This is a genomic window from Actinomadura sp. GC306 (assembly GCF_004348665.1).
Classification (GTDB): Bacteria; Actinomycetota; Actinomycetes; order Streptosporangiales; family Streptosporangiaceae; genus Spirillospora.
The window spans coordinates 1-19,924 of sequence record NZ_SMKM01000107.1; the positions used below are offsets into that span (position 1 = coordinate 1).

Annotated in this window: 17 protein-coding genes; 5 read left to right on the forward strand and 12 right to left on the reverse strand. The window is 71.2% G+C overall.

The window, feature by feature from the left end; translation table 11 throughout:
- Both E1200_RS16895 and E1200_RS16900 read right to left on the reverse strand, forming a co-directional pair.
- On the reverse strand, positions 1-156 hold a 156-nt coding region (locus tag E1200_RS16895), incomplete at its 3' end, for a zinc ribbon domain-containing protein (protein WP_131952988.1).
- Between the two features lie 144 nt (positions 157-300).
- Positions 301-810, reverse strand: coding sequence for an HNH endonuclease (locus tag E1200_RS16900; RefSeq protein ID WP_131952989.1), 510 nt, complete (start codon positions 808-810; stop codon positions 301-303).
- Positions 811-1,085: 275 nt separating this feature from the next.
- Here E1200_RS16900 and E1200_RS16905 point away from each other — a divergent pair, with 275 nt between their 5' ends.
- A complete protein-coding gene (locus E1200_RS16905) occupies positions 1,086-3,203 on the forward strand; it encodes a prolyl oligopeptidase family serine peptidase (RefSeq protein WP_131952990.1) in 2,118 nt (705 codons plus the stop codon).
- 511 nt (positions 3,204-3,714) lie between these two features.
- Here the strand turns inward: E1200_RS16905 and E1200_RS16910 are convergent.
- Both E1200_RS16910 and E1200_RS16915 read right to left on the reverse strand, forming a co-directional pair.
- A complete protein-coding gene (locus E1200_RS16910; RefSeq protein WP_131952991.1) occupies positions 3,715-4,320 on the reverse strand; it encodes a GNAT family N-acetyltransferase in 606 nt (201 codons plus the stop codon).
- A gap of 6 nt (positions 4,321-4,326) precedes the next feature.
- Positions 4,327-5,943: an XRE family transcriptional regulator gene (locus tag E1200_RS16915; protein ID WP_243708618.1), complete on the reverse strand. Its 1,617-nt coding sequence runs from the start codon at positions 5,941-5,943 to the stop codon at positions 4,327-4,329.
- Positions 5,944-6,371: 428 nt separating this feature from the next.
- Between E1200_RS16915 and E1200_RS16920 the strand changes: the two genes are divergently transcribed.
- The 4 genes from E1200_RS16920 to E1200_RS16935 all read left to right on the forward strand — a co-directional run bounded on the left by E1200_RS16920 (position 6,372) and on the right by E1200_RS16935 (position 9,999).
- A complete protein-coding gene (locus tag E1200_RS16920; RefSeq protein ID WP_131953003.1) occupies positions 6,372-6,704 on the forward strand; it encodes a hypothetical protein in 333 nt (110 codons plus the stop codon).
- A 268-nt stretch (positions 6,705-6,972) separates the two neighbouring features.
- Positions 6,973-7,968, forward strand: coding sequence for a mechanosensitive ion channel family protein (locus E1200_RS16925; RefSeq protein ID WP_131952992.1), 996 nt, complete (start codon positions 6,973-6,975; stop codon positions 7,966-7,968).
- Positions 7,969-8,016: 48 nt separating this feature from the next.
- The gene (locus E1200_RS16930) at positions 8,017-8,400 is read left to right on the forward strand and encodes a globin (protein WP_131952993.1); all 384 of its coding nucleotides are present in this window, start codon (positions 8,017-8,019) and stop codon (positions 8,398-8,400) included.
- A gap of 18 nt (positions 8,401-8,418) precedes the next feature.
- Positions 8,419-9,999: an alpha-amylase family glycosyl hydrolase gene (locus E1200_RS16935; RefSeq protein WP_131952994.1), complete on the forward strand. Its 1,581-nt coding sequence runs from the start codon at positions 8,419-8,421 to the stop codon at positions 9,997-9,999.
- A 96-nt stretch (positions 10,000-10,095) separates the two neighbouring features.
- Here the strand turns inward: E1200_RS16935 and E1200_RS16940 are convergent, their stop codons facing one another.
- From E1200_RS16940 to E1200_RS16975, 8 genes are all read right to left on the reverse strand, one after another.
- Positions 10,096-11,502, reverse strand: a complete 1,407-nt coding sequence (locus E1200_RS16940) for a S28 family serine protease (protein WP_243708619.1) — start codon at positions 11,500-11,502, stop codon at positions 10,096-10,098.
- A 226-nt stretch (positions 11,503-11,728) separates the two neighbouring features.
- Positions 11,729-12,166: a thioesterase family protein gene (locus E1200_RS16945; RefSeq protein ID WP_131952996.1), complete on the reverse strand. Its 438-nt coding sequence runs from the start codon at positions 12,164-12,166 to the stop codon at positions 11,729-11,731.
- A gap of 88 nt (positions 12,167-12,254) precedes the next feature.
- Entirely contained in the window at positions 12,255-12,710 is a 456-nt protein-coding gene (locus tag E1200_RS16950; RefSeq protein ID WP_243708620.1) for a hypothetical protein, read from the reverse strand.
- The gene (locus E1200_RS16955) at positions 12,707-14,185 is read right to left on the reverse strand and encodes an aldehyde dehydrogenase (NADP(+)) (protein ID WP_131952997.1); all 1,479 of its coding nucleotides are present in this window, start codon (positions 14,183-14,185) and stop codon (positions 12,707-12,709) included. Before E1200_RS16955 ends, E1200_RS16950 begins: the two co-directional genes overlap by 4 nt.
- A 245-nt stretch (positions 14,186-14,430) precedes the next feature.
- Positions 14,431-16,092 carry an energy-dependent translational throttle protein EttA gene (gene ettA / locus E1200_RS16960; protein WP_131952998.1) on the reverse strand — a complete coding sequence of 554 codons (1,662 nt, stop codon included), beginning with the start codon at positions 16,090-16,092 and terminating at the stop codon, positions 14,431-14,433.
- 63 nt (positions 16,093-16,155) lie between these two features.
- Positions 16,156-17,445 (reverse strand): GGDEF domain-containing protein, encoded by a 1,290-nt coding sequence (locus E1200_RS16965; RefSeq protein WP_131952999.1) that lies wholly within the window; start codon positions 17,443-17,445, stop codon positions 16,156-16,158.
- A gap of 311 nt (positions 17,446-17,756) precedes the next feature.
- Positions 17,757-18,218 (reverse strand): single-stranded DNA-binding protein, encoded by a 462-nt coding sequence (locus E1200_RS16970; protein WP_131953000.1) that lies wholly within the window; start codon positions 18,216-18,218, stop codon positions 17,757-17,759.
- A gap of 88 nt (positions 18,219-18,306) precedes the next feature.
- Complete coding sequence (locus E1200_RS16975) at positions 18,307-19,914, reverse strand: ABC transporter (RefSeq protein WP_243708621.1); 1,608 nt, start codon at positions 19,912-19,914, stop codon at positions 18,307-18,309.
- Positions 19,915-19,924: the final 10 nt, after the last annotated feature.

Here is a 19,924-nt window from a genome sequence, read left to right on the forward strand (position 1 = left end):
GCCGCGGGACGTGCCGGTGACGGCGACCGTCGAGAGCAGCTTGACCGTGTCGTCGTGGCCGTCCGGGCACGGCGCCGGGTCGGACGCGTTGATCATCGGGCGGGAGACCTCGAAGGTCGACCCGCAGGCGCGGCAGCGATAGTCATAGCGAGGCACGGCACCAGGATAGGCCGTCCCCACCGCCGGGCGCCCGCGAGCGCGCCCCCACCGAGGTCCACCGGCTGCGTTCACTTGCGGCGTGTCGCCCTTATGAGCAAGCCCGAAGGGGCAACATGCCGCAAGTCAACGAGAATCGAACCGCTAGGCGGCCGGTTCCCGCACGTAGGCGGCCCATTGGGGGTCGCCGTCGTTGACCAGGCCGATGAGGCGCCAGTGCGCGCCGCGCGGGACGGCGGGGGTCACGGTGAGCGTCCAGCCGAGCTCCGACAGCAGGCGGTCGGCCTTGCGGTGGTTGCAGGTCATGCAGGACGCGACGCAGTTCTCCCAGACGTGCTGGCCGCCGCGGCTGCGCGGATGGACGTGGTCGATGGTCTCCGCGCGGCGGCCGCAGTAGACGCAGCGGAAGTTGTCGCGGCGCATCAGCGCGGCGCGGGTCAGGGGGACGCGGGTGCGGAACGGGATGCGCACGTAGCGGCGGAGCCGGATGACGGAGGGGACCTCGATCGCCATCGTGGCCGAGTGCAGGACCGCGCCGGAGGAGTCGTGGTGGACGATCTCCGCCTTCTCCCGGAGCACGAGGCAGACCGCCCGCCGGAGCGGGAGCGTGGTGAGTGGTTCGTACGTCGCGTTCAGGAGAAGGACCTGGCGCATCAGACGTCCTCCGCCGGGCCGTGCTGCGGTTTCGCCTCGGCGGGCGCGCCTCCGCGCACCTCCGACCGAGGCCCGAGTATGTTCTCCGGCTCCTGCGTTCTCGCCATGAGGACCTCCCCAGAGGCGGACCGACCAAAATCAGTGTGGCGTCTCAGGGAGGCCGACCGCTACCCCAATATTTCCCCCCGAGATCGCCGGATCGAACGCGAACACGCGTTCAGCCTCGACGGCGCCGGGCGGTACGGGCGGTCCGGACGGCCAATAAAGTTCAGGACATGACGCCGTACCCGCCCGCACAGCGCCAGGACATCATCGAGGACATCCACGGTCACCGGGTCGCCGACCCGTACCGCTGGCTGGAGGACGCCGGCAGCGAGGCGACCAGGGAGTGGCTCGCCGCGCAGGACAGGCTGTTCCACAAGGTCGCCGACGCCCTGCCGGGCCGGGAGCGGCTGCGCGGGCGGCTCGGGGAGCTGCTCGGCGCGGGCAGCGTCGGCGCCCCCATCTGGCGGGGCGAGCGGTGCTTCTTCACGCGCCGCGCCGCCGACCAGGAGCACCCGGTCCTGCACACCGTCGACCCGGACGGCACCGAACGCGTCCTCCTCGACCCGATGGCCCTCGACCCCGGCGGCACGACCACGCTGGACGGCTGGCAGCCCGACAAGGAGGGCCGCCTGCTGGCGTACAAGGTGTCCACCGGCGGGGACGAGGAGTCCCTGCTCTACGTCATGGACGTCGCGACCGGCGAGCGGGTGGAGGGGCCGATCGACCGGTCCCGGTACTCGTCGGTGGCGTGGCTGCCCGGCGGCGAGGCGTACTACTACGTCCGGCGGCTCCCCGCGCGGGACGTGCCGGCGGGCGAGGAGCAGTACCACCGCCGCGTCTACCTGCACCGGGTCGGCACCGAACCCGACACCGACGACGTGCTGATCTTCGGCGCGGGGATGGACAAGACCAACTACTACGGGGTGGGCGTCAGCCGGGACGGGCGCTGGCTCACGGTCTCCTCCTCGCAGGGCACCGCACCCCGCAACGACCTGTGGATAGCCGACCTGTCCGCGTCGCCGCTCGAAAACCCCGAGCTGCGCGTCGTGCAGGAGGGCGTGGACGCCGGCACCGGCCTGCACGTGGGACGGGACGGCCGCGCCTACATCTTCACCGACCGGGACGCGCCGCGGTCGCGGCTGTGCGTGACCGACCCGTCCGACCCGTCCTACGAGACGTGGCGGGACCTCCTCCCGCAGGATCCCGAGGCCGTCCTCACCGACTTCGCGATCCTGGACGCGCTGGACCGTCCCGTGCTGCTCGCCGGGTGGACGAGGCACGCGATCAGCGAGATCACCGTCCACGACCTGGAGACCGGGGAGCGGATCGGCTCGGTGCCGACGCCCGGCCTCGGCTCCATCGGCGGGATCGTGGAACGTCCCGAGGGCGGCCACGAGGCGTGGTTCGGCTACACCGACAACGTGACGCCGTCGTCGGTCATGCGCTACGACGCGCGGACGGGCGAGACGACCCCGTGGGCGTCGGCGCCGGGCACGGTCTCGGTCCCCGAGATCGAGACGCGCCAGGTCACCTACACGTCCCGGGACGGAACCGAGGTGCGGATGCTCGTCGCGTCCCGCCCCGGCCTGTCCGGGCCGCGCCCGGCGATCCTGTACGGGTACGGCGGTTTCAACATCTCCCTCACGCCGGCGTACTCGGCGAGCATCCTGGCGTGGGTGGAGGCCGGCGGGGTCTACGCGGTCGCGAACCTGCGCGGCGGGTCCGAGGAGGGCGAGGAGTGGCACCGCGCCGGGATGCGCGACCGCAAGCAGAACGTGTTCGACGACTTCCACGCCGCCGCCGAGAAGCTCATCGCGGACGGCCTGACCACCCCGTCCCGGCTGGCGATCTCCGGCGGCTCCAACGGCGGCCTGCTCGTCGGCGCCGCGCTCACCCAGCGTCCCGACCTGTACCGGGCCGTGGTGTGCTCGGCGCCGCTGCTGGACATGGCGCGGTACGAGCGGTTCGGCCTCGGCCAGACGTGGAACGACGAGTACGGGACGGCCGACGACCCCGAGGAGTTCGGCTGGCTCATCGGCTACTCCCCGTACCACCACGTCCACGCCGGGACCGCCTACCCCGCCGTGCTGTTCACGACGTTCGGCAGCGACACCCGCGTCGACCCGCTGCACGCCCGCAAGATGTGCGCCGCGCTCCAGCACGCGACCGCCTCGGAGGCACCGGTCCTGCTCCGCAACGAGGCCGAGGTCGGCCACGCCGCCCGCTCGGTGAGCCGCTCGGTCGACCTGATGGCCGACACGCTCGCCTTCATGGCGGCGCAGACCGGCCTCGAACTCCCCGGGTCGGCTCGCGGCGACGAATTGACGAGTGATCTAATAACAGGGTGAGCAAGGTGGTGGGACGCGTGCGCCGCCGACCCACGCCTCTAGGCGACGACGTGCGATGACGCTACGCTCCCCCAGAACACGCACGGGGACACTCGTGCGAGAATGCCGCCCCCTCCTGGGGTTGGGAAGCCTCCAGGAGGGGGTCGTGCTTATTGCATTTTTTCTCCTGGTTAGGGCCCTGGGGGCCCTAACCAGGAAAAAAATGCGTGCGATCGCTGCATCGCTTCGACTCGCCTAGGGGCTCGCTGCGCGATCAGGTTTCTCGCAAGCTCGAAACCTGCCTTCGGACGCGATCGCGACGGTTTTGGTCGTTGCCTGGTTGCGGCGCCGGCTGAGGTCCCCGCGCAGGTATAGAACCGCACCGCCCCGACTCGCCTAACGGCTCGCTGCGCGAACAGGGTTCTCGCAAGCTCGGACCTGCCTTCGGACGCGATCGCGACGGTTCTGGTCGTTGCGTGGTGCGGTGTCGGCTGAGGTCCTCGCGCACGTGATAGCCGCTTTTGGTTGCCGGTTAGCGGAGGGGTTTTTCTAGGTAGATGTTTGTTATTCCGCCTATTTTTTCGCGGCGGGTTTCGGTCCAGTTGAAGGTGCGGTAGAGGGCCAGGGCGGGAGCTTGGAGTTCGGTGGTGTCGGCACGGAGGATGCGGTAGCCGAGTTCTTTGGCACGTTCCTCCAGGGCGCGGACCACGGCGGCGCCGTAGCCGCGGCGCTGGACGGCGGGCAGGACGCGTAGGCGGACCATCTCGACCGCGTCCAGGGTGGGGTTGCCGGGGGCGTAGCCGCCGAAGGCGCGGGCGCGGCCGCCGGGGACCAGGTCGGCGCGCCGCAGGCCGCCCATCGCCACGATGCGCCCGTCGAGTTCGCCGACGAGGAACTCGCCGTCGTTGCGGAGATAGATGTCCTCCATCCGGAAGAAGTCGTGGTCGTAGTAGACGCCGTCGCCGGGGCGCAGGCCGACCTGGGCCAGGCCCGCGCGGTGCAGGGCGAGCACGATGCCGTGGTCGGCGGTGCGGTAGCGGCGCAGCCGCAGCTCTCCGAAGCTCCACACCGGGGGGTCGTCCTGTACGCGGACGAGGGTGCGGGCGGGGTGTTCCTGCCAGGAGGCGCTGTCAGCCATGCCCGCTCAGACCTGTTCCGCCGGGGGGACGGAGGGACGGCCCTGCGTGGGGCTCTTGACCCAGGGGCCGGCGAGCGCCTCGTAGAAGTCCTTCAGGGCGGGCATGTCGCCGTGCTTGGCGGACACGGCGGCGCCTATCTGGCGGGCGCGGTGCACGAGGATGTCGGAGCGGTGGTCGGCCGGGAGGTCGAGGATCGCCTCCTGGCCGGCGTTGAGCGCTGCGTCCGGGTGCCCGGCGTGCAGCTTGCACATGGCCCGGTCGAGGCGCACGAGGGTGAGGTCGACGCGGTCGGTGGGCGAGTACAGGGTGAGGGCGTGGCTCAGTACCTCGTCGCCGTGCTTGTGGTCGCCGAGGCTGGTGAAGGTGTCGCCCTCGTAGAAGGCCATCTGGCGGTCGGTGAATCCGTAGACGAGGTCGCTGGTGTCGGTCTTGGAGAGCTGGTCGAACACCGAGCGGCCGCGGACGAGGGCGCGGCGGGCGCTCGGGGCGGCGTCCCCGCGTCCCCGCATGGCGAGCATGCCGAGGGCGCGCGCCTCCACGGCGGGCGCCATGGCCGCGGCGACGCTCGGGGTGCGGCCGGCGAGGTCCTGCGCCTTGCGGGCCAGGTGGAGCGCCTCGCGGGGGTCGCCGTAGTACATCGGCACCAGCGACTCGCGGACGGTCACCCAGGCGCGCAGCTGCCGGTCGCCGGTCTCGTCGGCGGCGGTGCGCGCGGTGCGGAAGAACGAGCGGGCCAGCCGGTGGTCGCCGAGGTTGATCATGATGAGCCCGGACAGGCCGGAGAGCTGGGCCGCGATGCGGCACAGCCTCTCCTGGAGTTCGACCGGCTGGCGCTTGTCGCACATGCGGCGCACCTCGCTGAAGTCCAGCAGGACGTCGCAGAGCATCCGGAGCGAAGGGGTCGCCTGGTACTGCTGGCCGTAGCCGTAGGTCGTCTCCTCCCACTGGTCGAGCATGGTCGGTGAAACGGTCGCGCCGACGAGCGTGTCGTCCATCTTGCGGCGCAGGTTGTCGACGGCCCCCAGGAACTGACCGTCGAGCGCCACGCCCGCTCCGGCCAGCAGTTGCAGAAGGGTTCTACGAAGCACGATGTCCTCCTCTCCCACATCAATGCTCAGGGGGCCTTCGGCGCGGTCCGGGCCCCGCAGGTCGTGCACGGTCGCCCAGGGCCGTTCGTCGGCCCTGGGAATGATCGCCCCGACGAGCGCGCCGGGGTCTTGCGCCGGGCGCCGCTCGGGCTCCCGGGGTTGGGGGACGCTCGCTCCGCCCGGCCGGGTCGCGTGGCCGCGGCCGCAGATGCACGGGCTCTGGTAGTCGAGCGCGTCGGGCTCCACCCGGTAGACGGAGCACAGGTAGTGCAGGTACTCGGGGCCGGGACGCTTGTAGCCGCTCTCGTAGGCGGACAGCAGCGTCTCCCCGAGCCGGGGCGCCGGCTTGCCGTCGACCTCGTACAGCGCCTTCACCTGCGCGACAATGTCGGACAGCGCGACGCCGTGGGCGAGGCGGTGCGCCTTGATCCGGCTGGTGCCGAACAGGGGCCCGCACGCCTCATGGATCTCCTGCGCGATCTCGACGGGGCAGTGGCCCCGGGCGAGGGCGCGCGCGCGGATGCGGCGTGCCACGTCCGTTTCTTTCCGAGGGGGGTCCGACATCGGTTCCGGCCTCCTCCCGTCGCGACGGGATGCCGCTCCTGCTCTCGGGGGGAGAGGGCGGTCGTCCCAGCCACGGCGACCGGTCGACTAGTTGGCCACGAGAGATAATCTCTCGCGCACGCAGCGTAACGCCCGTCACTGGGGCGGCCAAGCGATTCACCGGAAGAAGCGGGGCCTCGGAGGCGTCCCGCCCTACGCGGGTAGAGATTCTTCCTCCAAGGGGGTGGAGACTTCCCCTGAGGTGTGCGAATTCGGTTCCCGAGGTGACGCGGGGTCACTTGACCCGCGACGGTGAGAGTTGCAATTCTCGCCGCGAGTGACCGAACGGATTCGCTGAGTCGATCAATCGCCGGTCCTGGCTCACGGAGCCGGTTCTCTCCTACGAAGGGGGTGTGAAGGTGGTCAGTGACAGGCGCGTCGGCTACCTCGAAGAGCTGGAGCAGGAGCTCGACACGCGGGGGCTCGTCGCCCGCGTCGTGCGGACCCGGTCGGGGCCCGCTTTCCTGCGGGTGGTGAACCCCGAGGCCGCGAGCCTCGCGGAGGACGTCACCTGCGCCCCTGTGCCGGAGACCGCGGACCACTACTTCTGGTGGTCCTGGGGGGAGCGCATGCACCGCGTCGACGACGTGGGCGGCGCCGCCCTCAAGCTGGCGCACGTCCTGCAGCCGCTGCACTGCGAGGTGAGCGAGGGGGCGCGGCGGAGCGGGCGCGAGCCCTCCACGATCGGCTGACCATGTTCCGGAAGCCCCCACCAGGACGCCCCGCACAGGGCGCCCCCTGAGACCGAGCGTGTCCCGCGAGCCCGCGGCCGGAAAGGCGCGGCAGCCGCGGACCTCGCGGGACACGTTCGCCGATCAGCCCCTCCCCGGCCACGTCGTGACACTACGTCCGCGGTAGTACGAATCGATCGGATCAGTCCCCTACGATCAGGCTCGTACCCGCCGCGGGACCACGGCGAGGTGTCAAGGCACCACAGAACGGCCGGGGAGGGTCTGCCGAATGTCGCTCGCCGTCGAACCGTTCCTGCCCTGGGCACAGGACGGTTCCGCCGAGTCCGCCTGCCGCGACCAGACGCCGACGACCACCTGCCGGCTCGTCTGGAACATCTCGCACAACACCGACTTCACGCGGTTCTACGCGACCTGGCTCGACGGCCCGCTCACCACCCTTCTGCTGATCGTCCTGACCCTGGTGGTCGCGCTGATCGTGAAGGCCGTCACGCACCGGGCGATCACCAAGGTGACGCTGCGGATGGCCGAGGGCACGATGTCGGAGCGGGTCAGGGAACGGTCCCGAACGGTGTTCGAGGGCAACCCGGCCCTGCTCACCAAGCGGCGGGCCCAGCGCGCCCAGACGCTCGGCTCGGTGCTGCGCTCGTTCGCGTCCGTCCTCATCATGGGCACCGCCCTGTTCAGCATCCTCGGCTCGCTCGGCCTGAACCTCGCCCCCATCCTGGCCAGCGCGAGCGTCATCGGCGTCGCGGTCGGCTTCGGCGCGCAGAACATCGTCAAGGACATCCTCGCCGGGCTGTTCATGCTGCTGGAGGACCAGTACGGCGTCGGCGACTACATCGACGTCGGCAGCGCCAAGGGGACGGTCGAGGCCGTCACGCTGCGCGTCACCCGGATGCGGGACGTGGACGGCGTCGTCTGGTACGTCCCGAACGGCGAGATCAAGAGGGTCGGGAACGAGTCGCAGAACTGGGGCCGCGCCGTCCTGGACATCCCCGTCGACATCCACGAGGACACCGAGCGGGTCAAGGACCTCCTGCAGCGGACCGCCGACGCGATGGCGGCCGACTCCCCCTGGAACGACCTCATCCTGGAGGAGCCGTCGGTGTGGGGCGTGCAGGCGTTCGCCGGGGACGCCCTCGTCATCCGCGTCGTGCTGAAGACGGCCCCCGGCAAGCAGGGCGACGTCGCCCGCGAACTGCGCGAGCGGGTCAAGCGCGCGTTCGACGAGGCGGGTGTGACCGTCGCGACCCCCGCGCCCTGAGCACGAGGGGGCCCAAGTGCGCACGTCTCACATAGGGTGGAGATCGCTATGGCTGAAAAGGTGACGTTCTATGAAGCGGTCGGCGGCGAGGAGACCTTCCACCGGCTGGTGCACCGCTTCTACCAGGGTGTAGCGGAAGACCCCGACCTCCGCGCCCTCTACCCCGAGGAGGACCTCGGCCCCGCCGAGGAGAGGCTGCGGCTGTTCCTGATCCAGTACTGGGGCGGCCCGAACACCTACAGCCAGCGGCGGGGCCATCCGCGGCTGCGGATGCGGCACGTGCCGTTCGTCATCGACGAGGCCCAGCGGGACGCCTGGCTGCGGCACATGCGGGTCGCCGTGGACGAGCTGGGGCTGCCCGAGCCGCTGGAGCGGCAGCTGTGGGGCTACTTCACGATGGCGGCGCAGAGTCTGGTGAACGCCCCGTCGTAAACGGGTAGATCGCCACGTATGACGCGAATCCCGTGGTGGCGCCATGCCGTCGTGTACGAGGTGTACGTCCGCAGCTTCGCCGACTCCGACGGGGACGGTGAAGGCGACCTCCAGGGGATCCGGTCCCGGCTCGGCCACCTGCGCGACCTCGGCGTGGACGCGCTGTGGCTCACCCCCTTCTACACGTCCCCGCTCGCGGACGGCGGCTACGACGTGGCCGACTACCGCGACGTCGACCCCCGCTTCGGCACCCTCCGCGACTTCGACGCCCTGGTCGCGGACGTGCACGCGCACGGGCTGCGGCTGATCGTCGACATCGTCCCGAACCACTCGTCCGACCGGCATCCCTGGTTCCAGGAGGCGCTCGCCGCGCCGCCGGGGTCGCCCGAGCGCTCCCGCTACATCTTCCGGCCGGGGAAGCCAGGGGAACGTCCCGGCGAGGAGGCGCCGCCGAACGACTGGCCGTCCGCGTTCGGCGGCCCCGCCTGGACGCGGGTGGACGACGGCGAGTGGTACCTGCACCTCTACGCGCGCGAGCAGCCCGACTTCAACTGGCGCAACCCCGAGGTGCAGCGCGAGTTCGAGGACGTCCTGCGGTTCTGGTTGGACCGCGGCGTGGACGGCTTCCGCATCGACGTGGCCGCCGGCCTGTTCAAGGACGAGTCGTTCCGCGACCTCGGCCCCGACGACCGCCGCGTCCTGGACGGCCCCATCTACAGCCGCCCGGAGGTCCACGAGGTTTACCGGCGATGGCGGCGCATCCTCGACGAGTACGACGGCGACCGCATGGCCATAGGCGAGGTGTGGACGGACGGCCCCGAAGACCTCGCCCGCTACCTCCGCCCAGACGAACTGCACCAGGTCTTCCAGTTCGACCTGCAACTCGCGTCGTGGTCGGCCACGGCGTTCCGTGACGTGGCGACGGCCGCGATGAAGGCCGTGGCGCCTACGGGCGCCGCCCCGACCTGGGTCTTGTCCAGCCACGACTCGGTTCGGCACGTCACCCGCTATGAGCGACCGGAGAACGTCCCAGGCATCGGGTACACCAGAGCCAAGGCGGCGCTACTGATGCTCCTGGCGCTCCCCGGCTCGGCCTACCTGTACCAGGGAGAGGAACTCGGCCTGCCCGAGGTGACCGACCTCCCCGACGACGCCCGGCAGGACCCCATCTGGGAGCGCACGAACGGGGAGTTGGTGGGCCGGGACGGCTGCCGCGTCCCGCTGCCCTGGTCCGGTGCGTCCGAGCCGTACGGATTCTCCGCGGACGGCGTCCGCCCATGGCTGCCGATGCCGCGGGACTGGGCCTCGATGACCGTGGAGGCCCAGAAGTCCGACCCGTCCTCCATGCTGGCGTTCTACCGGGAGGCGCTGGCCTTGCGCCGCCGCCTCCTGCACGACCTCCCAGAGGACGTGGAGTGGCTCGACTCCCCCGACAACGCGGTCTTCTTCAGGCGCGGCCCCCTCATCTGCGCGCTGAACTGCGGCGACACCCCCGTCCGCCTCCCACCCGGGACCCCGCTCCTGAGCAGCTCCCCGCTCAACGGCGACCAACTCCCGCCCAACACGAGCACCCTGATGGCGGCCCCGCCGCCCACCTGACCCGGACACGTTGACTTGCGGCGTGTTGTTGTTATCCGGCTCGCCATAACAACAACACGCCGCAAGTCAACGGCTTGTCGACCCCGCGGTGTCGCGCTACAGCGGGGGGCGCTGGAGTTGGAGGGGGTCGTCGGCCGCCGGGGCGGACTTGAGCGTCGGCGCGTCCGCGTCGATGCCCGCCCACCGCTTGAGGTCGGCGACCGCCTCGGCCTGCTCCGCCGCGGGCAGCCTCGTGATGAGGCGGCCGCTGTGGTTCATGCCGGGAGCGACGTAGACGGCCGAGTCGCGGGCGCCCGGCCCGAGACGGAACGGCTTGGCGCCCCACGGGTCGTTCTCCCCGTACACGAACATCATCTGGCTCGCGTTCCGGCGCACCCAGCCGTCGATGTCGCGCATGGCGCGGCCGTTGTCGAACCGCATCGGGATGTCGCGCGGGACGTACGTGCGCGGGTGGTAGCTGCGCTCGTGCCGCAGCAGCCTGCGCATGTGCGCGAACTTCGGCGACGGCCAGCCGAGCTGCGTGCCGGCCTGGTAGTAGTACGGGATGTAGGGCTCAAGCCCCTGGTCGGTGTAGAACGACAGGCCGGAGATGGTGTCGAGCGACTCGTACAGGACGTCGTCGGAGGAGTCCAGCGGCGGCAGGTCCGCGCAGTCGGACTGCAGGCTGTACTGCCAGAACGCCCACTCGTAGTCCATCACCGAGTTCTCGAACGCCCGGTCCGCAGTGCGCAGGATGTGGAACGTCCAGCCGTTCTCCTCCGCGGCGGCGGTGAAGCGCTGGAGCATGGCGGGCCGGCGCTTGAGGAACTCCCGCGCGAGCCCCTGCAGGTGGGCGCGGCACTCCGGGTCGGTGCCGACCGTCTCGAAGAACTCGTCGTAGGCGCGGTCGTCGTGGTTGCGGTAGTCGTTCGGCGCCACGTAGACGACGCTGCCGTCGACGTCGCGCGGGTAGAAGCGCTTGTGGTAGACGGCGGTCATGCCGCCCTTGCTGCCGCCCGTCGAGATCCACTTGCCGCCGTAGATGGTCTTGAGCGCGCGGATGAGCCGGTGCTCGTCGGTGGCGGCCTGCCAGATCGTGTCCTTCCGCCAGTCCGTCGGGACGGGCCGGGACGGGCTGAAGTAGCGGTACTCGACCGAGATCTGGTTGCCGTCGACGAGCGCGGTCGGCTCGGACGTGAACATCACCTCGGGCGTGTGGTAGCCGCTGGTGTACAGCACCATCGGCAGGTCGGCGGACTTGTGCTGCAGCATGATGCGCTGCTCGAACCACTGCCCCCGGGGGTTGCGGTGGTCGACCGGCTGCCGGTACTCCAGCCAGAACCAGCGGTAGCCCGGCAACGTCGAGGTCTTCTCCGTCACCTGCATCCCGGGGATCGCCTTGAGGCGGTCGAGGACGTCGCCCGCCTGGGCGGTACCCGTGGTCGTCTTGCCCGCCTGGACGGTGACCGCCTGCGCCGCGGTGGCGCCCGCCCCGGTCATCGCCGCGGCGAGCAGCAGTGCCATCGCTCCTTGTGAGACGCGCCGCATTGTGCCCCTTTCGCGTGGGTTCTCCACAATCGCGTCGCGACACTAGATTAAATAGGGGTCGAAAACGGATCCCTGTTACGCTTGTTACCCATCCGTGACATCTCGGAAGGCGCGCGGCGCGGTTGCGGAAATGCCGCCATTCCAGGGGGCGGGCATTCGAAACGGCGTTCGTCGCGCGCCGGCGTCATTCAGGCGGGCGCGGTCACGGCGTGGGCGCCACGTACCGTCCGATGAACTCCCGCTCCTCGGGGGTGAAGCGCCGCAGCCGGTTCGACTTCACGTCGAACGCCACGAGGGTCGAGGTCGCCTCGGCGTAGACGTTGTCGTCGTCCCGCACCTCGTAGGCCAGCTTGCAGGACGCCGCGCGGGCCTCGGTCACCCAGGTCTCCACCCGGATCGGGTACACGGTCGGCAGCAGCGGCGTCCGGTAGTCGATCTCGTGGCGGGAGACCACCATGCCGCGGACGGGCTCCTCCCCCTTGCGCACCGGGTCGCCGTGGAACATCTCCAGGCGCGCGTCCTCCAGGTAGCCGAGGAACTTCACGTTGTTGACGTGGCCCTGGGAGTCGATGTCGCCGAACCGGATCTTGAACTCGTAGATGTGCCGGTACTCGGCCGCGGGCACGTCGGTCTGCTGCATGTCCTCGCCTGGGGTACGGGGAAGCCGGGGTCCGCCCGATGTTACCCGCCGCGGTCTCCGGCCCGATCGGCACGGGGCGCCGGGACGCTCAGCCGCGCACGAGGCAGGGCCGCTTCGGGTCGAACGTCCAGCCGGGCACGAGGTACTCCATCGCGGCGGCGTCGTCCCGGTCGCCGAGGCCGTGCTCGGCGTACAGCCGGTGCGCCGACTCGATCGCGGTCAGCGCGTGGACGGTGATCCTCGTGTCGTGGGTGACCGGGCCGCGGCCGCCCGCGTCAAGGTGGCCGAACGCGGTGCGGACGGCGTTCAGGATCTCGTCCGACCGCCCGATGGGCCTGCCGACGACCAGGTCCCGCGCGTCCTGCAGCGTCCGCCGGATCCCCTCGCCGCCCGGGACCTCCCCGGCACCGGTGGCGCCGGACGAGTCGCGCAGCAGCACCAGGTTCCGAGTGAAGAACGGCCCGTGCGCGCCGCCCAGATTGAGCAGCATGCTGTCGCCCGCGACGGGCACGACGCGCATCTCGGTGACGACCGGCGTGCTCATCGCCGCGCGCCCTGGTAGGCGACCGGCCGCTGGAACCGCTCGATGGCCAGGCTCCCGACGGATGTCGTCCGGGAATCGGACGTCGCCGGGAACGGCCCGCCGTGCACCATCGCGTGCCCGACCCGCACGCCGGTGGGCCAGCCGTCCCAGACGATCCGCCCGGCCAGGCGCTCCAGGACGGGCAGCAGCCGGTCAGCCGCCTCCCGGTCGCCCGGGGCCGCGTGGATCGTCGCGGTGAGCTGCCCTTCGAGGCCGCGGGCCAGCTCCCGGACCTGGTCGAGATTCGCGCACCGGACGACGAGGGAGCACGCGCCGAAGATCTCTTCTTGCAGCTCGGGGCCGAAGTGCTCGGCGTCCACCGCGGCCAGCGCGGCCGCGCCCCCGACCGCCGCGTCGGGTTCCTTTCCGCGTGCGAGGATCTCGACGCCGGGGTGCCGTTCGAGTCGCTCGACGCCCTGGGCGTAGGCGCGCGCGATCGCGGACGTGAGCATGGGCGCGCCCTGGTCGGCGGCGATGGCCTGCGCCGCCGCGTCCAGGAACGCATCCAGCACCGCGCCTCTGACCGCGAAGACCAGCCCGGGATTCGTGCAGAACTGCCCGGCCCCGAGCGTCACCGATCCCACATAGGCCTCCGCGAGCTCACCGCCGCCTTCCGCGAGGGCCTCCGGCAGCAGGAAGACGGGGTTGACGCTGCTCATCTCCGCGTACACCGGGATCGGCCGGGGCCGGTTCGCCGCCGCCTTCGCGATCGCCAGACCCGCCGCGCGCGACCCGGTGAACCCGACCGCCTGGACGCGCGGGTCGGTGACGAGCGCGATGCCCAGCGCCGGGCCGTCCCCGTACAGCATCGAGAACACGCCCTCGGGGAGCCCCGCCTCCCGGACGGCGTCCGACACGGCCCGGCCGGCCAGCTCGCACGTCCCGGGGTGGGCGTCGTGCGCCTTCACGATCACCGGGCAGCCGGCCGCCAGCGCCGACGCCGTGTCCCCGCCCGCCACGGAGAACGCCAGCGGGAAGTTGCTCGCCCCGAACACCGCGACCGGCCCGAGCGCCACCCGTCCCTGCCGGACCTCCGGCCCTGCGTCCCCGGCGGGGTCGACGGCCACGTCACCGCCGGCGCGGAGGTCGCCGGCGAAGAGGCGGAGCTGACCTGTGGTACGGGCGACCTCCCCCGTCACGCGCGGCACGGGAAGCCCCGTCTCCGCCGTGGCCCGCTCGACGAGCGCCTCGGTAAGGTCGTCCAGCTTGGCCGCGACAGCCTCAAGGAACGCGGCACGCCGCTCGGGGGACGTCGCGCGGTAGGTGTCGAACGCGTCCTCGGCCAGCGCACAGGCCCGCTCGACCTCGGCCTCACCGCCGTAGCGGTACTCGGGATCGAGACGTTCACCGCTGCGCGGATCGACGGCCCGGATCGCCGTGCCCGTCCCGGCGACGCGCTCGAAGCCGATCACCATCCGCCCGGTGAGCCGCGCCATCGGTCGTCCTCCTCGGGTCCGGCTGAGGTGCACCCCGGACGATAGGAGACCCGATCAATACCTGTCCAACACGAAAAATGCATCAATCGATGCAGGCCGAGCATCAATCCCCCGACCTGGCTTCGTTGACTTGCGGGGTGTTGTTGTTATCCGACGCGTCATAACAACGACACGCCGCATGTCAACGGTCCGGGCATGCGGACGGCCGCGCGATCTTTCGCGCGGCCGTCCGGGGTGTGCGGGGGTCAGCGGGTGAGCTTGCGGTGCGTCACCCGGTGCGGGCGGGCGGCGTCGGCGCCCAGGCGCTCGATCTTGTTCTTCTCGTAGTCGGCGAAGTTGCCCTCGAACCAGAACCAGTTCGACCCTTCCTCCCACGCGAGGATGTGGGTGGCGATGCGGTCCAGGAACCACCGGTCGTGCGAGGTGATCACGGCGCAGCCGGGGAACTCCAGGAGGGCGTTCTCCAGGCTGGACAGCGTCTCGGTGTCGAGGTCGTTCGTCGGCTCGTCCAGCAGCAGGACGTTCCCGCCCATCTTCAGCGTGAGCGCCAGGTTGAGGCGGTTGCGCTCGCCGCCGGACAGGACGCCCGCGGGCTTCTGCTGGTCGGGACCCTTGAACCCGAATGCCGCGACGTACGCGCGCGACGGCATCTCGACCTGCCCGACCTTGATGTGGTCGAGGCCGTCGGACACGACCTCCCACACCGTCTTCTTCGGGTCGATGCCGCCGCGGCCCTGGTCGACGTAGGAGACCTTGACGGTCTCACCGATCCGCAGGTCGCCCGCGTCCGGCTGCTCCTCCCCGATGATCATTCGGAAGAGGGTGGTCTTGCCGACGCCGTTCGGGCCGATGACACCGACGATGCCGTTCGGCGGCAGGTTGAACGACAGGTCCTCCATGAGGACCCGGTCGCCGAACCCCTTCGTCAGCTTGTCGGCCACGATGACCGTGTTGCCGAGGCGCGGACCCGGCGGGATCTGGATCTCCTCGAAGTCCAGCTTGCGGTGCTTGTCGGCCTCGGCGGCCATCTCCTCGTACCGCTCCAGACGGGCCTTGCTCTTCGTCTGCCGCGCCTTCGGGTTCGACCGGACCCACTCCAGCTCCTCCTGGAGGCGCTTCTTGCGCTTGGCGTCCTTGTTGCCCTCGACCTTCAGCCGCTCGGCCTTCTTCTCCAGGTAGACGGAGTAGTTGCCCTCATAGGGGTAGCAGCGGCCCCGGTCGAGTTCCAGGATCCAGGTCGCGACGTTGTCGAGGAAGTACCGGTCGTGCGTGACGGCCAGGACGGTGCCCTCGTACTTGGCGAGGAACTGCTCCAGCCACTGCACGCTCTCCGCGTCCAGGTGGTTGGTGGGCTCGTCGAGCAGCAGCAGGTCGGGGGCTTCGAGGAGGAGCTTGCACAGCGCGACGCGCCGGCGCTCACCACCGGACAGCTTCGCCACCTCCGCGTCGCCCGGCGGGCAGCGCAGCGCGTCCATCGCCTGTTCGAGCTGGCTGTCGAGGTCCCACGCGTTGCGGTGGTCGAGCTGCTCCTGGAGCTTGCCCATCTCCTCCATCAGCTCGTCGGAGTAGTCCGTCGCCATCTTCTCGGCGATCTCGTTGAACCGGTCGAGCATCGCCTTGGTCTCGGCGACGCCCTCCTCGACGTTCCCGAGGACGGTCTTCTCCTCGTTCAGCGGAGGCTCCTGCTGGAGCATGCCGACGGTGTAGCCCGGCATGAGACGCGCCTCGCCGTTGGACGGCTGTTCCAGACCGGCCATCATGCGCAGCAGCGTCGACTTGCCGGTGCCGTTCGGCCCCAGGACTCCGATCTTCGCACCCGGAAGGAAATGCAGGGTGACGTCGTCAAGGACGACCTTGTCGCCATGTGCCTTGCGCACACGCTGCATCGTGTAGATGTACTCGGCCATATCCTCAAGCCTAGAGGGTCCGAGCCGGTGTTCAGCGCCACCCGCCGGCCCCATGAGCCGCTGTCAGGCGGGGGTGGGGTCCGAGCCTTCCACGGCGGGGAGGCAGACGCGGTCCCGGCCGGAGGACTTGGCCCGGTAGAGGGCCAGGTCGGCGGCGGCCAGGAGTTCCAGGAGGTCCTGGCCGTGGGTGCGGAACAGGGCCACGCCGATCGAGACGGTCACCGTGACCGTGCCCTCCTCGGCGGGTACCGCGAGCCTGCGGACGCGGCCGCGGAGGCGTTCGGCGACGCGGCACGCCTCGACGGTGTCGGCGCCGGGGAGCAGGACCACGAACTCCTCGCCGCCGAACCTGCCCACCACGTCGTAGTCGCGGAGCTGGTGGCACAGCGTGCTGGCCACGCCGACGAGGACCTGGTCGCCCATGAGGTGGCCGTGGGTGTCGTTGACCCGCTTGAAGTGGTCGATGTCGATGAGGAGCAGGGCCACGGCGTCGTGGGTGCGCTGGGCGCGGGAGAGCTCGGTGTCGGCCTCCATCTGCCAGGCCGCCGCGTTCAGCAGGCCCGTCTTGGCGTCCGTGCGGGCGGCGGCCTGGAGCTGCTGGTGCATCAGGCTCCGCTGCAGCAGCATCAGCGGGGGCAGCGCCAGGATCAGCAGGCCCAGCGACAGCGCACAGGTGATCGCCACGAGGATGCCGACGCACAGCTCGACCAGGTCGAGGAGGACGTTCTCCCGGGTCCACAGGACGTCGCGCCAGCGGCTCTCGGGGCTCGCCGCGTGCGCCGCGACCGCGACGATCGCGGTGTTCACCACCGTGAACAGCGCGGCGCAGCCGACCGCCGCGAGGATGCCCGGGTACACCTGGACGAGCCACTGCGGCGCCTCTTCCAGCGGGTCGCGCACCACCTGGTGGAACGCCAGGGACGCGCACGCGCCGGCGATCCCGTACGCCGCGGCGACCAGGGCCCGCCGGTAGACGAGCGTGCGGCGCACCCGGAACTGGAGGAGCGCCTGCACCGGCAGCGGTATCAGCAGCGCGTACACCGGGGGCAGCAGCAGCGCGACCGGCAGCCACCACGCCGACAGCAGGTCGCGGGCGACGCCGGCCGGCATCCCGAGGCGGCGGGTCGCCTCGATGCACACCGCCCCGCACGCCAGCAGGGCCGCGAACGTCGCCAGCTCACCGGCGCGGAACGGGGTGTTGAGGAGCCCGGCGACGGCGAGGCCCCAATGGGCGGCCACCACCACCGGTACATAGATCACGAGCAGGGACGGCCGCCCCAGAAGCGTCCGGCGCCTCGGCCGGAGGGCCAGTTCCCCGCCACGGTCCTCGGCGGACGACTGCACTGCGGTCATCCTTCCCCCTAACGCGCATCACCTTGTGTAACACGATAGTTGCAACCTGTGCGGATGGGGCGTGAAACAGGTACGTTCGGGAACGCACATGCGGGTGACCGTCCGGACACCACGCATCAGGGGCCGCGGCTTCGCGGTCCCGGCACTTCCTGAGGGGGATACGACCATGCGCGGCATTTCCTGGATCTGACGCCGCAGACCCCCGCGGTGCGGGGGCGCCGACCGGCGGCCGAACGACCGTCGGCCACGCCCCCCACCGGGCTCCCCACCTTCGGCGTGTCGGGACGGGCGCGCCCCGGGCCGGCCTGGGGCTAGGCGGCCTTGGGTTCCTCTTCGGTGGGGGCGGCCAGGGCCCATTCGTCGGCGGCGTCGCGGGCCAGTTGGCGGTCCTCCTCGCTGAGGGGGCCGCCGCGTTGGACGGGGCGGAAGTCGGCGGTGCCGCGCTGGAGGTCGGGGCCGAGGGTGCTCGCCTCCACCTCGGCGGAGAAGCGCCACTGGCCGTCGCGTTCGTACTGGCGGATGCGGAGCCGGCCGGTCACCAGGACCGGGGTACCGCGCGGGAACTCGGAGGCGTTGACGTTGTCGGCGAGCCCCCGCCAGCAGTTGACCGTCAGGAAGAGCGTCTCGACGTCCTGCCACTGGCCGGTCTGCCGGTCGTAGCGGCGTGGCGTGCAGCCGACCCGCAGGGACAGGAACGGCGTCCCGTTGGGAGTCACGGTGTAGCGGGGTTCGGCGGCGACCCAGCCGGTGATGGTGATGTGGGCCTCGTTCACTGCGTCCTCCGTCTCGCGTACGTGGGGTACGCGTCAACGGTGGCGCAGGAGCGGCGGCCCGCGGGTGCGGCCGGGAAACTGTGGATAACTAGCCGCGGCCGAGGGCGAGGTCGACGTTCTCGCGGAAGCGGGCGTAGACCTGCAGGTCGTCCTCGATCGGCCGGATCACCTTCTCGTGGGCGACGCGCTCGATGCCCAGCCGCATGTGGTGCTCCATCTTGTCGCCGTGCTTCGCGGACGACAGGGCCACGAGGTTGCGGCACGCCGACGCGGTGAGCCAGCCCATCCCGAGCGTGCAGACCATCAGGACGGCGACGTAGGGGATGAGGCCCGCGTCCCCGACGAGGCGGCCGGGGTTGTCGCCGCCGAGGTCGAACAGCGCGTAGGCGACGAGGAAACCGATCCACACGACGCTCAGGGCGGCGACCAGCACCAGGAAGTACTGCCACGTCTTGACCAGCCACCACCAGCGCGGCACGGCGTTGAACGTGGGCAGCGCGTTCTTGAGCGACTCGCCCAGGGCCTCCGGGATCTCGGAGGCGTGCGAGCGGGCGGCCGTGCGGACGGAGCGCCCCCAGTGCGTCGGAAGCTCCTGGGAGAGCCCCTCGGTGACGGCCTGGAGCGCGTTGTCCACGTCGCCCTGCTGCGCGCCGATCGGCCCGGTGAAGGCGTTGCGGAGTTCCTCGCGCAGCTCGGTCAGCCGCATCCGGCGCAGCGGGTCGGACCGCAGCCGGGCGTAGATGGCGGCGACGGGCCAGCCCACGAAGTCGGCGGCGCGCAGCTCGTAGGCGCTCTCCATGGCCTCGGCGACGGCGGGCGTGCCCGCGGCGTCGGTGAACGCCTGGACGAGGTCGGCGCGGCGGGCGTCGTCGACGGTGGTCGGCGGCTCGGTCGTGAAGCGGTACTCGGTGAACCGCTCGGCGACCCGGTCGACGTCGGCGGAGAGCCGCTCGGTGCGGGCGCGGCGGGCGGCGACGGTGTCCACGAGGACGTCGCGGAACCCGTAGGTGCCGTCCTCGGCGACGGCGGAGGTGGTCACGATGCGCGGGTCGGCGAGGCCCTCGGCCTCCAGCAGGCGGCGCAGGTCGGCGACGCAGTCGTCGATCTCGTGCGGGGTGAGCCGGTCGACCTGGTTGAGGACGATGAGCGTCACGCCGGTGTGCCGGGCGAACGGGACGATGTAGTTGCGGTGCAGGGCGGCGTCGGCGTACTTCTGCGGGTCGACGACCCAGACGAGCAGGTCGGCGATGGTGACGAAGCGGTCGACCTCGGCGCGATGCATCGCCTGGATGGAGTCGTGGTCGGGCAGGTCGATGAGGACGAGGCCCTGCAGGGAGTGGTCGGCGCGCTCCAGGTCGAGGGCGCTGGCGCGGGCGTAGCGGTGCCGCTTGTCGACGTCCAGCCAGTCGAGCAGGGGGCCGGCGCCGTCCAGGCCCCAGACGCACGCGTGGGCCTTGGACGTCATCGGGCGGCGCATCCCGGTCGGCGAGAGCTCCAGCCCGCAGATCGCGTTGAACAGCGAGGACTTGCCGCTGCCGGTGCCGCCGGCGAGGGTGACGACGGTGTGCTCGCCGGACAGCCGCAGCCGCTGCCCGGCCCGGTCGAGCAGCGCGGCGGCGTCGTCCAGGACGGGCTGGTCGAGCCGGCCGACGCCCGCGTGCACGAGCCGGTCGAGGCCGGCCAGCCGGTCGGTCAGCCCCGGGGGC

Bases quoted from the DNA above. Each gene is read 5' to 3' on its own strand.
- E1200_RS16900 (WP_131952989.1), bottom strand. From the start codon at position 810: ATGCGCCAGGTCCTTCTCCTGAACGCGACGTACGAACCACTCACCACG.
- E1200_RS16905 (WP_131952990.1), top strand. From the start codon at position 1,086: ATGACGCCGTACCCGCCCGCACAGCGCCAGGACATCATCGAGGACATC.
- E1200_RS16910 (WP_131952991.1), bottom strand. From the start codon at position 4,320: ATGGCTGACAGCGCCTCCTGGCAGGAACACCCCGCCCGCACCCTCGTC.
- E1200_RS16925 (WP_131952992.1), top strand. From the start codon at position 6,973: ATGTCGCTCGCCGTCGAACCGTTCCTGCCCTGGGCACAGGACGGTTCC.
- E1200_RS16930 (WP_131952993.1), top strand. From the start codon at position 8,017: ATGGCTGAAAAGGTGACGTTCTATGAAGCGGTCGGCGGCGAGGAGACC.
- E1200_RS16935 (WP_131952994.1), top strand. From the start codon at position 8,419: ATGACGCGAATCCCGTGGTGGCGCCATGCCGTCGTGTACGAGGTGTAC.
- E1200_RS16940 (WP_243708619.1), bottom strand. From the start codon at position 11,502: ATGGCACTGCTGCTCGCCGCGGCGATGACCGGGGCGGGCGCCACCGCG.
- E1200_RS16945 (WP_131952996.1), bottom strand. From the start codon at position 12,166: ATGCAGCAGACCGACGTGCCCGCGGCCGAGTACCGGCACATCTACGAG.
- E1200_RS16950 (WP_243708620.1), bottom strand. From the start codon at position 12,710: ATGAGCACGCCGGTCGTCACCGAGATGCGCGTCGTGCCCGTCGCGGGC.
- E1200_RS16955 (WP_131952997.1), bottom strand. From the start codon at position 14,185: ATGGCGCGGCTCACCGGGCGGATGGTGATCGGCTTCGAGCGCGTCGCC.
- ettA (WP_131952998.1), bottom strand. From the start codon at position 16,092: ATGGCCGAGTACATCTACACGATGCAGCGTGTGCGCAAGGCACATGGC.
- E1200_RS16965 (WP_131952999.1), bottom strand. From the start codon at position 17,445: ATGACCGCAGTGCAGTCGTCCGCCGAGGACCGTGGCGGGGAACTGGCC.